Origin of the sequence: Ancylobacter terrae, from assembly GCF_045108345.1 — a bacterium.
Classification (GTDB): Bacteria; Pseudomonadota; Alphaproteobacteria; order Rhizobiales; family Xanthobacteraceae; genus Ancylobacter.
Genome location: NZ_JBJGXH010000002.1, coordinates 458,694 through 473,736, shown reverse-complemented (window position 1 = coordinate 473,736; position 15,043 = coordinate 458,694). Strand labels below are relative to the sequence as shown.

The following is a 15,043-nucleotide window of genomic DNA, read 5'->3' as shown; positions in this document are numbered from 1 at the left end:
CGTCGCCGAGTCGCGGATCATGGCGCCGGTTCTCGCGCTCGAGGATCTCAGCGTCACCTATCGCGTGCGCGGGCGCTCGCTGCCGGTGCTGAGCGGGGTCAACCTGTCGATCGGCCAGGGCGAGGTCTACGGCCTCGTCGGGGAATCGGGCTCGGGCAAGTCGACCGTGGCGCTCGCCGTGCAGCGGGTGCTGCCCGCCAACGGGCGCATCGCCGGCGGACGGGCGCTGGTCAACGGGCGCGATGTCGGCGCGCTCGACCGCACCGCGCTGCGCCGGATGCGCGCCCACGACGTCGCCATGGTGTTCCAGGATCCCGGCCGCGCGCTCAATCCCTCCATCCCGATCGGCCGGCAGGTGGCCGAAGTGTTCGAGATCCTCGGCGTCAGCGGAGCCGAGGCCGCGCGGCGGGCGGAGGAGATGCTGGCGCGCGTGCGCATCTCCGCGCCGGCGCGGGTGATGGAGCGCTATCCGCACCAGCTCTCGGGCGGCATGCAGCAGCGCGTGGTGATCGCCATGGCGCTCGCCAAGGACCCCTCGCTGCTCATCCTCGACGAGCCGACCACCGGGCTCGACGCCACCATCGAGGCGGAGATCCTCGATCTCGTCGATACGCTCAGGCGCGAGTTCGGCGCATCCATCCTGTTCATCAGCCACAATCTCGGCGCCATAGCGGGCCTGTGCGACCGGGTCGGCGTGCTCTACGCCGGGCGGCTGGTGGAAGAGGGGCCGGTGCGGGCGCTGTTCGACGATCCGCGCCACCCTTACACCGCCGGGCTGCTGCGCTGCCTGCCGCGCCCGGGTCTGCGCAAGGATCTCGCCCCGCTCGACACTATCCCCGGCTTCCCGCCCGCCCCGGGCTCGATCACGGCGGGCTGTGTGTTCGCCCCGCGCTGCGCGCTGGCCGACGCGACCTGCCGCACGCTCGATCCGCCGCTGGTGCCGACGGGGCCGGAGCGGTTCAGCCGCTGCCACCATCACCAGCGGGTCGGAGAGCTGCCCCGCGCCGCCGCGGCCCCGCATCCGGCGTCGGCGCCCGGCCGGGCAGGTGCGGACACGCCGGTGCTGGAGCTCGGTTCGCTCTCGAAGACCTACGGCATCGCGCCGCACGCGGTGCACGCGCTGCGCGACGTGTCGCTCAGGCTGATGCCGGGCGAGACCCTCGGCCTCGTCGGCGAATCCGGCAGCGGCAAGAGCACGCTCGCCCACGCTCTGCTCGGCCTGATCGCCCCCGACGCCGGCAGCCGCATGGCGCTCGACGGCGCGGCGCTCGCCCCCGAGGTGCGCCGGCGGGCGCCGGAGCAGATCAAGACCCTGCAGATCGTGTTCCAGAACCCGGATTCCGCGCTGAACCGCTCGCATACGGTGAAGCGGCTGCTCGGCCGGGCGATCACGCGGCTCGGCGGCCTTGCCGGCGCCCGGCGGGATGCCGAGATCTCGCGCCTGCTGGAGGCGGTGCGCCTCACCGACCGCCAGCTCGGCGCCCGCCCGCGCCAGCTTTCCGGCGGCATGAAGCAGCGCGTCGCGGTGGCTCGCGCTTTCGCCGGCAATCCGCGCCTCGTGGTCTGCGACGAACCGACCTCGGCGCTCGACGTCTCGGTGCAGGCGGCGATCCTGAACCTGCTCGCCGAGCTGCAGGTGGAGCGGCAGGTGGCGTATCTGCTGATCTCGCACGACCTCGGCGTGGTGCGCTATCTGTCCGACTGGATCGCCGTGCTCTATCTCGGCCGGCTGCTGGAAGTCGGCCCGGCGGCGCGGGTGCTGGAAGGGCCGCACCATCCCTATACCGAGGCGCTGCTCTCGGCCGCGCCCTCGGTCACCGGCGAGCGGACCGGCCGCATCCGCCTCACCGGCGCCATTCCGAGCGGGGTGAACCCGCCGTCGGGGTGCCTGTTCCACACCCGCTGCCCGCGCCGGATCGGCCCGATCTGCGATACCGAGGAGCCGCCGTTCGTCGCCGACGCGGACGGGCACGCGATCCGCTGCCACCTGCCGCGCGAGGCGCTCGGCCGCAGCCCGGCTGGCGAGACGGCGCCGGCCTGACGTTCAGGCGCTGGCGCCGGGTGCGGTTTCCGGCAAGCCGCGGGCGCCCGGCCGGGCACCCCACACCACCATCACCGCCGATCCGGCGATCAGGGCGGCGCCGATAAGGCCGGGCGGCGCCGGCCATTCGGCATAGAAGATCGCGCCGAGGATCAGCGCCCAGACCAGCCGGAACACGTCGAGCGGGATGACGACGCTCGCGCTGGTGCGCCGCATCGCCTCGAGGAAGAAGACCTGCCCCAGCACGTTGCAGACCGCGAAGAAGGCCAGCCAGCGGAACTCCGCCGCGCTCGGCCAGGCCCAGAACGGCACGGCGACCAGCCCGGCGAGGGCGCCCATGCCGATGGCGAGCAGCAGGGCGCTGACCGCGCTGCCGTCGCCCCGGGTCTGCAGCTTGGCCACCAGCATCGACGCGGCGAACAGCGCCGCCGAGCCCAGCGCGGCCGCCGCGCCGAAAGCGCCCGCGGCATGGGTTGCTCCCCAGCCCATCCGCGGCACCACGATCAGGAACGAGCCCCCGAGGCCGACCGCAATGGCGAGCCATTGCAGCGGGTAGACCGGTTCGCCCAGCACGGCGCGGCTGCCGAGCGCGGCGAACAGGATGGCGGTGAAGCCGAGCGCAGTCGCCTCCGCCAGCGGCAGGCTGCGCAGCGCGAGATACCAGGTGAGGATCGCCGCGCCATTGAGCAGCGCGCGCAGGCCATGCAGCGGCAGCCGCCGGGGCTGGACCTTCGGCCGTCCGGCCAGCGCCCAGAGCGGCAGCAGCAGAGCCACGCTGAAGAGCTCGCGCCAGAACACCAGCACGAAGGGATGCAGGGTCTGGCTGACGCCGCGCACCGCCGCCTCCATGACGGCGACGGCGAGCCCGGAGGCAAGCATGAAAGCGGCGCCGACCAGCGTGCTCCGCGGAATGCGCGAGACGCTCATTCCGCCGGCGCGCGGCCGAGCGGATGCTGGGGACCGTCGTGCGGGCGCAGGAGGAAGCGTCGGAACACCTCGGCATAACCCCGGTACAGGAGGCCGCCATTCTCCTCCAGGATCGCATCGCGATTGGCACGGTAGACGGCGGGCAGCCGATACCAGGGCAGGGTCGGCTGCGCGTGGTGCACGGCATGCAGGTTGTTGTTCAGAAAGAGAAGTCCAAGCACCGATGCGCCCTCGACGATGGCGCTGCGCTCGAACACCTCCCGTTCCGCCTTATGTTCGGCGAAGGAGCGGATCATCTGCAGCGATGTGCCAGGGTAGATAATCAGCGCGGCGTAAGCCAGCGGATTGAAATCGCAGACGAAAGCCAGCCAGACAAGAACGAGCGCGCAGCCGCCGAGATGAACGGCCCAGATGCGGGCCAGTTGGCGGTTGCCCCCGAGCACGGCGCGGGCCTCGCTGGCCAGATAGCGGCCGACCGACCAGAAGGGGCCGATCAGGAGCCGCCCCATCAGCGTGGTTTGCGCCTTGACGAGCATCTGCCCGATGCGCCCGAGCCGGGCCCAGCCCTCTCCGGTCCAGTAATAGGATTCGGGGTCGTCGAGGGGATCGGTCAGGCGCTCGTCGCGGTGATGGCACAGGTGCAGCACGCGGTACCGCTCATAAGGCAGCCAGAGCGACAGCGGGATAGCACCGAGGAAGCGGTTGAACCGCCGCCAGCGCGTCGGATGACCGTGGATGATCTCGTGCTGCAGCGAGCCCTGCCAGGCGATGAGCCACGCCCCGACGGGCACGAGAAACCAGGGCGGCAGATCGGCGTGGAAGAATGTCACGCCCATCCAGCCGCCATAGATCACGATGGCGAGCAGCATGGTGGGCCATTCGACGGCCGGCCGGCTTTCGGGACCATAAGGATTTGAGAGAGGTCGCGCGGGATTCGGCATGGGGAATCATCCCGCCGGCGCTGGGGGCTCGCAACGCGGGATAACGAACCGCGTGGTGGGAATTGTCGCATAATATGTGCATTTGATGATAAAATGCAGCATCTGGGATAAAGGGAAACGATGCCAATGCGGCGCCAGCTGGTGCGTATCTTCCGCGAGCGCCTCGCCGTGGTGATCGAGCGCTCGCGGCTCTCGCCCAGCGCCTTCGCCCGTTCGCTGGGGATCGATCGCTCGACGCTGACCCAGGTACTCTCGCCGAACCATGACCGGCTGCTGCGGGCGGAGACGCTGGCCGCCTTGTCCGCGCGTCATGGCGTGTCGGTGGACTGGCTGCTCGGCCTGACCAGCCAGGAACGGCCGGGCGCCGACATCGTCGAGCAGGTGCATGTGGAGGGGCAGGCGGGGTCACCGAGCGACGACCGGTTCATGCGCTGGTACGCCGAGGCGGAGAATGCCGGCTACCCGATCCGCACCGTGCCGCGCAGCTTCCCGGACTTCCTGAAGCTGGCCGACGTCATCGCCTATGAATATGCCGGCTGGCCCGAGATCGACACCGACGCCAGCGTGCGGTGGGCGCAGGAACGGCTCGCCAGCATGCGTCGTTCCGATCTCGCGCAGGAGGCCTGCCTGTCCCTGCAGGGTCTGAGGGCGTTCGCGCGTGGCGAGGCGCAATGGGACGGATTGCCGGCGGCGCTGCGGCGCGAACAGCTGCAGGTGATGGGCGAAACCTGCCGCGCGCTCTATCCCAGCCTGCGGGTGCACCTGTTCGATCTCCGGCACACCTATTCGGCGCCGTTCACGGTGTTCGGCCCGCAGCGGGCCATCCTCTACACCGGCGGGCTGTTCTTCGTGTTCACCGCCAGCGCGCATGTGCGCCTGCTGAACCAGCGCTTCGACGACCTCATCCGCGCCGCCGAAGTCCATCCGGCCGGCGTGCCGGAAGTGATCGCCGGGTTGCTGCGCGAGGTCGCCTGAGCGCCGCCGACGTCAGGCGGGGACGGCGCTGCCCTCGAGTTCGGCGAGGTCCATGAGGCCGGCGGCCTTGCGCATCGTGACTTCCGCCGAACGCTCGCCGGCGATGGCGCCGGCCACCATGTCGCCGATCAGCGGGGCGAGCTTGAAACCGTGGCCGGAGCAGGCGCTGACGACCCAGGCGCGCGCGCCCCAGGGGCGCACGGCGAAACGCTCGGATGCGTCGCGGGTCACGGTGTAGAAGCAGATCTTCTTCTCCAGCACCTGATAGCGCTCGAAATCGCGATAGGACAGCCGCGCCGCGCTCTCCAGCCGCGCCACGTCGGCTGGCGTGGCGATGCGGTCGCCGTCGGCGTCGCCGGCGCGGGTGAAGACATGGTCGCCGATCTTCAGCCGGGTGCCCCGGCGCGGCGGCAGCGTGTAGGTGCCGCTGTCGATCCCCATGTCCACCAGCACCGGCGCCTGTGCCCAAGCCTGTGCCAGTTCGGGCGGCGGGGCGACATACATCACCGCCTGCCGCGAGGGCACGACGACGTTGGCGAGCAGGCCGGTGAGCTTGTTCACCCAGGCGCCGGCGGCGATCACCACCTGGTCGGCGCGGTGCTCGCGGCCGTTGGCGACGATCCGTCCGGCCTCGGGATCGACCTCGGTGACGCGGCTGTCGGCATGGAAGCGGACGCCCTTCGCGCCCAGCGTGACCACGAGATCGGTGAGGATGCGGATGGGGAACAGCATGCCGCCCGCGTCGGTCTCCACGGCGCGGGCCAGCCCGTCGGTATCGACCATCGGAAAGCGTTCCCGCACCTCGCCGAGCGGGATGTCGCGGAAGCCGGAGTCCATCCGCGTTAGCGCCCGCGCGGTCGGCTCGTACCAGCCGACCTCCTCGCGCAGAAAATAGACCACCTTCGAACGGTCGAAATGGTCGGTGCCGGTGTCGGCGAACATCCGCTCATACATGGCGAAGGCTTCCGGCATCAGGTAGCCGTAGCCCTCATGGGCGCCATAGGCGTAGCGGGTGATACGGTGTTCGTCATGGGAGGTGCCGCGCGGATTGGGAATCGGCCCCTGCTCGAACACCGCGACGTCGAAGCCGCGGCGGTTCAACGCCCAGGCGGCGGAGAGCCCCGCAATGCCGGCGCCGACGACGATGACGCTTCCACGCGACCGGGCCATCAGAGATCCGCTCCCGCCGTCACGGCGGCCGCTGTGGGCGGCAGCCAGTTGAGGTCGCGCCGCCAGTCGGGCGAGAGCCCGGCGAAGCGCGCCGAGGACAGCTTCGACAGGTCGGCGAAGGAGCAGGCGCCGTCGACCACCAGGTCACGGATGGCGTGCCCGCTCGCCGGCGACAGGCCGAAGCCGACGCTCGACATGGTGGCGACGACGACGTTGCCGGGCGCGGCGAGCCGCTCGATCACCGGGCGCCCGTCCGGCGTGTTCTCGATCACGCCCGCCCACGAGCGGATGACGCGGGCGTGGGCGGCGCGCGGCAGCAGCTCGGCGACGCGGCGGGCGAGGCCCCGCAGCACGCTGCCGGAGGCGCGCGGCGGCGGGCCATCGAGCGGCACGTCGTCGAACCATTCGTGCGGCCCGCCGCCATAGGCGAGGTTCCCGCGCAGGGTCTGGCGGCCGTAGAGGCCGTTGCCGTCGACGCCGCCGACCGGCATCAGCGGCAGCGGCTCGGTGACGATCATCTCGGCCCGCGCCGGCGCCATGGGGATGTCGCAGCCGAGCATGGCGGCCAGCCGGCCGGTCTGCGGCCCGGCGGCGATCACCAGCGCGTCGCAGCCGAACGTGCCCTCCGAGGTCTCGACCGCCGTCACCCGCCCGCCCGCCTGGACGAAGCCGTGCACCGCGACATGCTGGCGGATGCGCGCGCCATGGTCCTGCGCCGCCCAGGCATAGGCCTGCGAGGTGCGCTGGGGATTGGCGTGGCCGCCGAAATGCAGGTAGACGCCGCAGAGGGCGTTGTCGCCGGCGAGCGGCACCAGCTCGCGCACCTGCTGGCCGTCGAGCACCTCCCACGGATAGCCGGCGGGGATACGCATGGCGAGGCCGTCGGCAAAGTTGCGCTTGGCCTCGTCGACCTGGAACACGATGCGGCCGGGGCGATGCTCGGTGGGGTAGCCGAGCAATTCGTCCATCTGCGGCCACAGGCGCTGCTCCTCGTGGAACAGCGGGCTCTGATAGTGGGTGCAGCCGCCGCCGTTGCGGCCGGACGCCTCGAAGCCGACGATGCCCTTTTCGAGCAGCGTGACCTCGACGCCGGAGCGGGCCAGCCACCACGCCGCCGACAGGCCGGTGACGCCGCCGCCGACGATCACCACGGAAGATCCCTTGGTTGCCATCGCGCCGCTCCTCAATAGGGCATGCCGGCGCGGAGCTGCTCGTCTTCGCGCTCGGTGCCGATGTCGTCGTAGGAAATCCACTGGGTGACGATGCCGAACCAGACGTTCCAGTCCTGCGCCATGCCGGGCGTCTCGTTGCCGTCGGCGAGTACCGACAGCGGCAGCGGACGCACCGGCGCGCGGTAGCCGGCGAGCGGGATCGAGGTCGCCGGCACGCCCCCGCCCAGCGCCATGATCAGCGCCACCTGCTCGCGGCAGCGCCGCGCCTGGCAGGCGCCCATGCAGGCGCGGGTGAGGCGCTTGATCTGGTCCTGGTCGAGGGGGCCGTCCTCGGCCAGCGTCGCGATGTTCCGCGCGGCCATGTAGTTGGAGGGCCAGCCGAGATAGCGCGGCGGGCTCACCGCGAGCAGGTCGCCGCGGGTGACATCCTCGCAGATGCAGGCGAGCACGTCCGGCCCGCCGGTGGCCAGCAGCGCCCGCGCCCAGTCGAGCTGATAGGCGAGGGCATCCGGGCCGGCCGGTACGACGAGAGTGTCCCCGCCTGCCGCCTCGACGGGAAGGTCGAGCGAGGCCAGCGCCGCCCGTGCCGCGGCGCGTCCCTGCGCGGCCGCGTCGCCGCCGAGACCGGTGCAGTCGCCGGCGGCGAAAACATGTGCCAGCGAGGTCGCGCCGTCGACACCGAGGACCGGCACATGGCCGCCGCGCTCCGGCGCCATCGTCCGCTTGGCCCCGAGCACGTCGAACAATTCGATCACCGGCACCGCGCCGATGGCGAGGCAGACCGTGTCGCAGGCGAGATGACGTCGCTTGCCGGCGGCGGCCGTCTCGACCAGCGTGAGCCCGGTGACGCCGTCCGGTCCGCCCTCCGCGGCGAGCGGGACATAGCCGGCGATGATGGCGACGCCCCTCGCCTCCAGTGCGGAGATGGCGTCGGCGTCGGCCTGCGGCGCCGCGCGTGCCTCGACCAGCGCTGCCACCTCCAGCCCGCGCGCCAGCGCCAGCTCGGCGGTCGCGACCGCGAGCGCGCCGGAGCCGAGGATGACGAGGCGTCGGCCGGCGAAGGCATCGTAATCCGCGAGCAGCGTGTGCAGCGCCTGCGCCCCCATCACGCCCGGCTGGTCGGAGCCGTCGAAGGTGAAATTGAGATCGCGCGCGCCGGTGGCGAGGATCAGCCGCTCGAAGCCGAGCGTCCAGCTGCGCGTCTCGTCGGCGAGGCCGAGGACGCCGCCGGCGATGGCGCGAAACCCGGGGGCATTGACCCAGGCGCCGAACACGCCGGTCGACAGCCGCACGTCGACGCCGGCCTCGAACGCCTCGGCCAGCGCCGGACTGGCCTCCAGCACGCGCTCCACCAGCCGCTCCGGCGTCTGTACGGCCGTGCCGGCGCGCCCGCCATAGTGGAGCGGCACGTCCATGCCGATGAGGCCGGGCGAAACCGGGTTCTCGTCGATCAGCACGACCTGCGCGCCCGCCTTCGCGGCCGTGATCGCCGCCGCGCAGCCGGCCGGGCCGGCGCCGACCACGGCGATCTGCGTGCGCTCGTCGGGTTCGGCGACCTTGCCGGCAATCGAGTGGCGGTCGGGGGCGGGCAGGACGAGGCGGCTCATGGAATGGCGTCCAGTGCTGAGGCGAGGTCGGCGACGAGGTCGTCGGGATGTTCGATGCCGATCGAGATGCGCAGCGTGGCATCGTCGACGCCCACTTCGGCGCGGATCGCCGGCGGCACCGAATAATGCGTGGTCGAGGCGGAGTGGCAGATCAGGCTCTCGGTGCCGCCCAAGCTCACCGCCATGCGGAACACCCGGAGACGGTCGAGCATGGCGAAGGCCTCGGCCTCGCCGCCGCGGATGCGGAAGGAGAAGGTGGAGCCCGCCCCGCGGCACTGGCGGTCATAGACGGCGCGGGCCGGCGAGCCCGCTTCGAGGAAGCCAAGATAGCTCACCTGCGCCACCTTTGGATGCTCGCGCAGGAAGGCGGCGACGATTGCGGCATTGGCGTTGGCACGGGCGTTGCGCAGCGGGAAGGTTTCCAGCGAACGCAGGGCGAGCCATGAGGTGAACGGATCGAGATGGGTGCCGAGCAGGGTGCGCAGCTTGCGCAGCGGGCCGATCAGCGCCTTGCCGCCCGAGACCGCGCCGCCGATCAGGTCGCTGTGGCCGCCGGCATATTTGGTGAGCGAGGTCATGGCGAGGTCGGCGCCGTGCGCCAGAGGGGCCTGCAGCAGCGAGCCGAGGAAGGTGTTGTCGACCACCACCACCGGCCGCCGGCCACCCTGTTGTCCTGCAAGATCACCGGCCATGCGGGCGATCAGCGCGATGTCGGCGATGCCGTTGGTCGGGTTGGCGGGGGTCTCGACGAAGATGAGCCCGACCGGGCCATGCTGCCGGGCGGTCTGCGCGGCGGCTTCGACGCTCGTCGCATCGACCGCATCGGCGATGGCGACCGGGGTGACGCCGATCCCGGCCAGCGGGCCGTGCAGCAGGCCGTGCGTGCCGCCATAGAGGGGGCGCGTGTGCAGCACGCTGTCGCCGGGCCTGAGATGGGCGAGCATCACCGCCGCGATCGCCGCCATGCCGGAGGCGAAGGCGGCGGTGTCCTCAGCCCCGTCCAGCGCGGCGAAGCGCTTTTCCAGCAGCGCGAGATTGGGATGGTCGAGCCGGGCATAGATGAAGGCGGCGTCGCGATCGGGGCCGGCGCCGTCGAAATAATCCTCGTGCGCCTGCTTCGCCGCGGCGGCGGAAGGGTAGGCGAAGGTGGAGGTGAGGACGATCGGCGGCTTCACCGCCCCGTACACGCGGGCGGGGTCGTGGCCGAAGCCGACCGCCAGCGTATCGGGATGGAGCGGGTCCCGCGGATCACCGCCCGGCTCGATGTTCACGCCCGGCCCGCCTCGTGCTCACCTGTCCCGGCGCCGATCGCCGGCACGAAGGCTGAAGCATCGCCCTCCGCGGCGCCGGAGACAATGCCGCGCAGGTTGATCGGGCGCGCGTCGACGCCGGTCCTTGCGGCGATGTAGTCGAGCGCCTTGTCGCAGTACCAGTCGATGAAGCGCAGCACGTAGGATTCGTCGCTCTCGCTGTAGGGGCCCGGCAGATAGCCGACCGAGTTGACGCCGCGCTGGTTGTTCTCGACGAGGTCGCGATCCTGGATGTTGGTCACGTTCCACAGCGAGGTCAGGCGCTCGACATCGTAGTCGACGCCTTCGACCGCATCCTTGTGAACCAGCCATTTGCAGGTCACCAGCGTCTCGCCGGTGGCGGTCGGCATGGCGCTGAAATAGACGGTGGTGTCGGCGGTGGAGTGGCAGAAGCTGTGCGGCTCGATCGCCCAGCGCAGCGAGCCGACATCGGCCTCCTCGCCCTCGATCATCAGCTTCGTGCAGGCCAGCGCGCCGTCCATGGTGAGCGAGAGGTGGCCCTCGTTGAGCGGGAAGCGCTCGACCTGCCACCACGGGCCGATGAACGGGCCGCGCCCGAGACCGGCGGCCTCGAGCCGGGCCGCGAACGCGTCATGGCGGGCATCGCCCTCGATGGCGAACTGGCCGCCGGTGGCCTCCTCGATCGGGAAGGTCAGGCAGAGCTCGGGATGGCCGACGCCGCAGTGATAGCACTCTCGGGCGTTCTCCATCACCAGCTTCCAGTTGCCCTTCTCCACCAGCGTGTTCTGGAAGGCGAGCTTGGCCTCCTCCAGCCGGTGCGCGGCGAGCAGCGGCTCGAGCTCGGCCCGGAAACGGGCGAAGGCGGGCGGGGTCTCGGCGAGGCAGACGAACAGGGCGCCGGCGACATTCTCGACATGAACGGGGCGCAGCCCGTGCTCGGCCGGATCGAAGCTCTCCGGCATGTGGCGGGCGTGGACCAGCGAGCCGTCGAGATCATAGACCCACTGGTGATAGGGGCAGGTGAGCCGCCCGCGGGCGCCGGCGCCCTCGGCGCAGATCTGCGCGCCGCGATGGCGGCAGGAATTGTGGAAGGCGCGATAGGTGCCCTCGCGGTCGCGGGTGATGACCACCGGCGAGCGTCCCACCGTCACCGCCAGATAGCCGCGCGGCTGGGGGATCTCGCAGGTGAAGCCGGCGAGGATCCACGACTGGCCGAAGATGGCGTCGAGGTCGAACTCCAGCACGTCCGGGCTGTTGTAGAGCGCCTGCGGCAGCGAGTAACCCGGCCGGCGCCCGGCGACGAGCGCCCGGATTCTCTCCAGATCAAGCATGGCTGTTCCCCTTTTGCGCGATCTTGGCAGAGCGGCTGGAACCGTTCAAATTACGTTTCTCGATAGGCCCATCGCAGGGAGTCAACGGCTTGGGCGGCAAGGATTCGGCGCGTTCCCGCCGCGACGAGGCCGGGGGCGGGCGCGCTGCCGACGACGACCTGCCGGAGGGCGGCCGGCTCTGGCTGCCGCTGAATGCCCTTCGCGCCTTCGAGGCGGTGGGGGAACATCTCAGCTTCACCGGGGCGGCGGGTGCGCTGCATGTCTCGCAGAGCGCGCTCAGCCGCCATGTGGCCCGGCTGGAGGAGTATCTCGGCTGCCGTCTGTTCGAGCGGCGCGCCCATGGCATGTCGCTGACCGCGGCGGGCGCGGCGCTGCTGCCGGCCGTGGCCGAATCCTTCGACCGCATCGAGGAGACGCTCAAGGCACTGCGGCGCCAGCCCGGCCCGAGCGGGCGGGTGCTGCGGGTGCACATGCCGCCGACCTTCCTCCATGTCGTGGGGCTGGTGCTGCTGGCGGAGTTCCGCCGCGCCTTTCCGAATGTGCCGATCGACGTCTCCAGCAGCAACGGCATCGGCCTGCCGGCCGGGCGCAGCGTCGATCTCGCGGTGGTATTCGACCGTCCGCGCCTCGGCGACGTCATCCGCGACCCGCTCTGGATGGTCGGGCAGGTGCCGGCCTGCGCGCCGGCGGTCGCCGCGCGCGCTCAGGGCACCGACCTTGCCGCCTTCCTGCGCTCCAGCGAATTGCTGCACGTGAAGCTGGAGGGCGAGCCTTTTGGCACGCTGTGGGCCGGCTATGCGCGGGAGGTCGGCGTCGCGGTCGACGTCTCGCGCGGCCTCGCCTTCGAGTCGGAGGCGCTGGCGGTGCAATGCGCCATCGCCGGCGGCGGCGTTACCCTGGTCGACCCCGACATGTTCGCCGACGAGATCGCCGACGGCCGGCTGGTGACGCCGTTCCCGCGGGCGCAGTGCGCGAGCGGTTTCGGCTATTATCTCACCGTCCATCCCGATGACATGGCCGATCCGGCGGTGGCGCTGTTCCGCTCCTGGGTGATCGAGCGCTACCGGCCGACGTCGTCCGATCCGGTCTGACGGCGCCGCCGGATCAGTAGCGCAGGCGGGCGTAGTAGGATTGCTCCGCCGCGGCCCGCGCCTCACCGAGGGTGCGGATGCCGCGTTGCTGCAGCAACGGCAGGAGCCTGAGGAACAGTTCGGCCGTTACCAGTGCGTCTCCCAGCGCGCTGTGCCGGCCCGCCACCTCGATGCCGAGCCGCGCCGCGGTGGCCTCCAGGCCATGGTTCGCTTCATGCGGATGCACCAGGCTCGCCAGCAGCAGCGTATCCAGGATCGGTTGATCGAAACGGATGCCGGTCGCATCGGCCTTGAGCGTCAGGAAGCGCATGTCGAACGCGACGTTGTGGCCGACGAGCACGGTATCGTCCGCGAAGGCATGGAAGGCCGGCAGGACGTCCAACATCAGCGGCTGGCCGCGCACCATCTCGGCGCGGATGCCGTGGACGGCGGTCGAGGCTTCCGGGATCGGGCGGCGTGGATCGACGAGCTGGTCGAAGCACTCACCCCTGAGCAGTCGCCCGTTGACGATCCGTACCGCGCCGATCTGGATGATCTCGTCGCCGCCTGTGGGATCGAGGCCGGTCGTCTCGGTGTCGAACACGGTGTAGGCGATGTCGCCGAGCGGGCGCTCACTCAGCCCGACCATGCCTTCGCCGGTGGAGAACAGGTCGAAATCATAGAATTCCGGCCGACTGGACGTGTTCAGAAGCTCCTGCTCCGCGTCGGCGGCGAGAGGCAGCAGGAAACGGAAGAAGGAAGATCCACCGGCCCGGTCGTGCTCGAGCCAGACTTCGCCACTGTGGCGCTCGGCGATGTCGCGGACCGTCAGCGCCGATCGCGTCGTGTCCGACTGCATCGGTCGGGACGTTGCCGCAGCGAGGACGCCCGAATCCGCCGGGCTGCGCCAGGCGAGATCGAGATGAGCCCGCCGGCCCGTCGGCGCGAGGCGCAGGGACAGAGCGTCGGTGACGCCGGCATTTCCGAGACATTGCGCCAGGAAGGCTAGAGCCTCCACCAGGGCGTAGCTGTCGACGCTGAGCCAGAGTCCGGTATCGACGCCTGCGGCTGCGATCTGCAGGCCGGTCCGGTCGGCGATGCGCCGGACGATGGCGGCGACGAGGTCCTGACCGAGCATGTCCTGCAAGGGCCAGCGCTGCTCGGTACCCTGCGCCGCCGCGTCGGCCATGGCGGCAAGGCGCTCACCCAGGGCGCCGGCCTCCTCGCGCACGATTCCCCGGAAGCGGTCGCGGTCGGGAGGCGCGAGATCGGGGTAGTCGAGCAGGTCGAGCGCCGCCTGCAGCGCCGCGAGGGAGGCGCGGCCAGCCTCGACGAGTTCCCTCAGACGACGGTCGAAGCGGGCGTGCGTCTCCTGCTCCTCGGTGATGTCGTCGAGCATCAGCACGAAGCCGCTCGCGCCCGCCGTGGGACTGCCCTCCGGCCGCACCGGCGCGAGGCCGACCCGCAGCAGGTGGCCCGCGGGCGTCGTGGTGACGAAGCGGGCCGAGGCGCTGCGCGTGCCGCGTACGGCGCTGCGCTCGACGCTCTCGCGGGCATGGTTGATCAGGGCCGGGTCGATCAGGGCATGGATCGACCGGCCGAGCCCGACCAGTTCGGCACCCCCGGTGACGCCGGGAGCGCGGGAGAGGCGCCGGCACAGCGCACGGGCGCGCTCGTTGTAGAGCATGATGCGGCCGTCGGGATTGCACACCACGACACTCTGCTGAAGCTCGGCCATCAGCGTCGCCAGCTGGTCGCGCTGCTGGGCCGTGGCTCGGCTCGCCCGCGCGATCTCGTGCGCCACGTCCCGCTGCAGCGTGCGGCGACGATGGGCCAGGGCGTTTATGGCCTCCGCGAGGGCACGCAGCGGCGGGGGCCCTTCGGGCGCGAGGTCGGGAGCTTCCGCCGATTCGGCGAGGACGCGCGTCGCGTCGGCGAGCCGGCGCGGGGCGGCGGCGCAGAGTTCGTGAAACCGCCGGCCGGCGATCGCCGCCAGCGTCAGGCCACCCAGCCACCACGCGACGAAGACGGCGGTGCGATCGGCAAAGCCGCCCGCCAGCATCGTCATCGTCCCGCGCTCGGCGGGCGACGCCAGCAGCCAGGCGAGGGCGACGCCAGCGGCCAGCCACAGCGTGAGCGCGAGGCCCGGCGCAGCCCGTCCGACCATGCGCCGAAGATCCGGCCTCATCCGAGCAGATCCCGCACCTGCTGCGCCAGGTCCCGGGTCGAGAACGGCTTGGTGGTGTAGGCATCCGCGCCGGCGCCGATGCCACGGGCAATGTCGGTCTCCCGCCCCTTGGCCGTCAGCATGAGTATGCGGATGTCGCGCAGGCCCTCATCCGCGCGTACCGCCTCGCACACCTCGAAACCGCTGAGGCCCGGCATGGCGGCATCGAGCAGGACCAGCCGCGGGCGTTCGCGGCGGATCGTCTCCAGCGCCGCAACGCCATCGCGTGCGATCAGCACCTCGTAGCCTTCGCGCTTCAACAGGAACTCCAGCGAGATGACGATGTTCGGCTCGTCGTCGGCGATGAGCAC

12 protein-coding genes are annotated in these 15,043 nt (G+C 71.3%); 3 read left to right on the top strand and 9 right to left on the bottom strand.

Going from position 1 to position 15,043, the window contains the following annotated elements; genetic code table 11:
* Positions 1-19 precede the first annotated feature (19 nt).
* Positions 20-2,041 carry an ABC transporter ATP-binding protein gene (locus ACEUEL_RS16475; protein ID WP_405707536.1) on the top strand — a complete coding sequence of 674 codons (2,022 nt, stop codon included), beginning with the start codon at positions 20-22 and terminating at the stop codon, positions 2,039-2,041.
* Positions 2,042-2,044: 3 nt separating this feature from the next.
* Here ACEUEL_RS16475 and ACEUEL_RS16470 read toward each other — a convergent pair whose 3' ends face one another.
* Both ACEUEL_RS16470 and ACEUEL_RS16465 read right to left on the bottom strand, forming a co-directional pair.
* Positions 2,045-2,968, bottom strand: a complete 924-nt coding sequence (locus ACEUEL_RS16470) for a DMT family transporter (RefSeq protein ID WP_405707535.1) — start codon at positions 2,966-2,968, stop codon at positions 2,045-2,047.
* A complete protein-coding gene (locus tag ACEUEL_RS16465) occupies positions 2,965-3,837 on the bottom strand; it encodes a fatty acid desaturase (RefSeq protein WP_405707533.1) in 873 nt (290 codons plus the stop codon). Before ACEUEL_RS16465 ends, ACEUEL_RS16470 begins: the two co-directional genes overlap by 4 nt.
* Before the next feature lie 198 nt (positions 3,838-4,035).
* Here ACEUEL_RS16465 and ACEUEL_RS16460 point away from each other — a divergent pair, with 198 nt between their 5' ends.
* Positions 4,036-4,884 carry a helix-turn-helix domain-containing protein gene (locus ACEUEL_RS16460; protein ID WP_405707531.1) on the top strand — a complete coding sequence of 283 codons (849 nt, stop codon included), beginning with the start codon at positions 4,036-4,038 and terminating at the stop codon, positions 4,882-4,884.
* A 12-nt stretch (positions 4,885-4,896) separates the two neighbouring features.
* Here the strand turns inward: ACEUEL_RS16460 and ACEUEL_RS16455 are convergent, their stop codons facing one another.
* The 5 genes from ACEUEL_RS16455 to ACEUEL_RS16435 are packed head-to-tail and all read right to left on the bottom strand — an operon-like array spanning position 4,897 to position 11,435.
* Entirely contained in the window at positions 4,897-6,054 is a 1,158-nt protein-coding gene (locus ACEUEL_RS16455; protein WP_405707530.1) for an NAD(P)/FAD-dependent oxidoreductase, read from the bottom strand.
* Entirely contained in the window at positions 6,054-7,226 is a 1,173-nt protein-coding gene (locus ACEUEL_RS16450; protein WP_405707528.1) for an NAD(P)/FAD-dependent oxidoreductase, read from the bottom strand. The genes ACEUEL_RS16455 and ACEUEL_RS16450 overlap by 1 nt, the downstream gene beginning before the upstream one ends.
* An 11-nt stretch (positions 7,227-7,237) precedes the next feature.
* On the bottom strand, positions 7,238-8,833 hold the full coding sequence (locus tag ACEUEL_RS16445) for an FAD-dependent oxidoreductase (protein WP_405707527.1): 1,596 nt from the start codon (positions 8,831-8,833) through the stop codon (positions 7,238-7,240).
* Positions 8,830-10,104, bottom strand: a complete 1,275-nt coding sequence (locus ACEUEL_RS16440) for a cystathionine gamma-synthase family protein (protein WP_405707525.1) — start codon at positions 10,102-10,104, stop codon at positions 8,830-8,832. The genes ACEUEL_RS16445 and ACEUEL_RS16440 overlap by 4 nt, the downstream gene beginning before the upstream one ends.
* Positions 10,101-11,435, bottom strand: coding sequence for an aromatic ring-hydroxylating oxygenase subunit alpha (locus ACEUEL_RS16435; RefSeq protein ID WP_405707523.1), 1,335 nt, complete (start codon positions 11,433-11,435; stop codon positions 10,101-10,103). The genes ACEUEL_RS16440 and ACEUEL_RS16435 overlap by 4 nt, the downstream gene beginning before the upstream one ends.
* A gap of 89 nt (positions 11,436-11,524) precedes the next feature.
* On the opposite strand from ACEUEL_RS16435, the gene ACEUEL_RS16430 reads away from it, so the two are divergent.
* Positions 11,525-12,526 (top strand): LysR family transcriptional regulator, encoded by a 1,002-nt coding sequence (locus ACEUEL_RS16430; protein ID WP_405707522.1) that lies wholly within the window; start codon positions 11,525-11,527, stop codon positions 12,524-12,526.
* A gap of 13 nt (positions 12,527-12,539) precedes the next feature.
* Here the strand turns inward: ACEUEL_RS16430 and ACEUEL_RS16425 are convergent, their stop codons facing one another.
* Positions 12,540-14,672, bottom strand: coding sequence for an exonuclease domain-containing protein (locus ACEUEL_RS16425; protein WP_405707520.1), 2,133 nt, complete (start codon positions 14,670-14,672; stop codon positions 12,540-12,542).
* 17 nt (positions 14,673-14,689) lie between these two features.
* Positions 14,690-15,043, bottom strand: a complete 354-nt coding sequence (locus tag ACEUEL_RS16420; RefSeq protein ID WP_405707518.1) for a response regulator transcription factor — start codon at positions 15,041-15,043, stop codon at positions 14,690-14,692.

Excerpts from the sequence above, each read along its gene's own strand:
- ACEUEL_RS16435 (WP_405707523.1), bottom strand. The coding sequence starts at position 11,435 with ATGCTTGATCTGGAGAGAATCCGGGCGCTCGTCGCCGGGCGCCGGCCG.
- ACEUEL_RS16460 (WP_405707531.1), top strand. The coding sequence starts at position 4,036 with ATGCGGCGCCAGCTGGTGCGTATCTTCCGCGAGCGCCTCGCCGTGGTG.
- ACEUEL_RS16425 (WP_405707520.1), bottom strand. The coding sequence starts at position 14,672 with ATGGTCGGACGGGCTGCGCCGGGCCTCGCGCTCACGCTGTGGCTGGCC.
- ACEUEL_RS16470 (WP_405707535.1), bottom strand. The coding sequence starts at position 2,968 with ATGAGCGTCTCGCGCATTCCGCGGAGCACGCTGGTCGGCGCCGCTTTC.
- ACEUEL_RS16465 (WP_405707533.1), bottom strand. The coding sequence starts at position 3,837 with ATGCTGCTCGCCATCGTGATCTATGGCGGCTGGATGGGCGTGACATTC.
- ACEUEL_RS16450 (WP_405707528.1), bottom strand. The coding sequence starts at position 7,226 with ATGGCAACCAAGGGATCTTCCGTGGTGATCGTCGGCGGCGGCGTCACC.
- ACEUEL_RS16455 (WP_405707530.1), bottom strand. The coding sequence starts at position 6,054 with ATGGCCCGGTCGCGTGGAAGCGTCATCGTCGTCGGCGCCGGCATTGCG.
- ACEUEL_RS16445 (WP_405707527.1), bottom strand. The coding sequence starts at position 8,833 with ATGAGCCGCCTCGTCCTGCCCGCCCCCGACCGCCACTCGATTGCCGGC.
- ACEUEL_RS16475 (WP_405707536.1), top strand. The coding sequence starts at position 20 with ATGGCGCCGGTTCTCGCGCTCGAGGATCTCAGCGTCACCTATCGCGTG.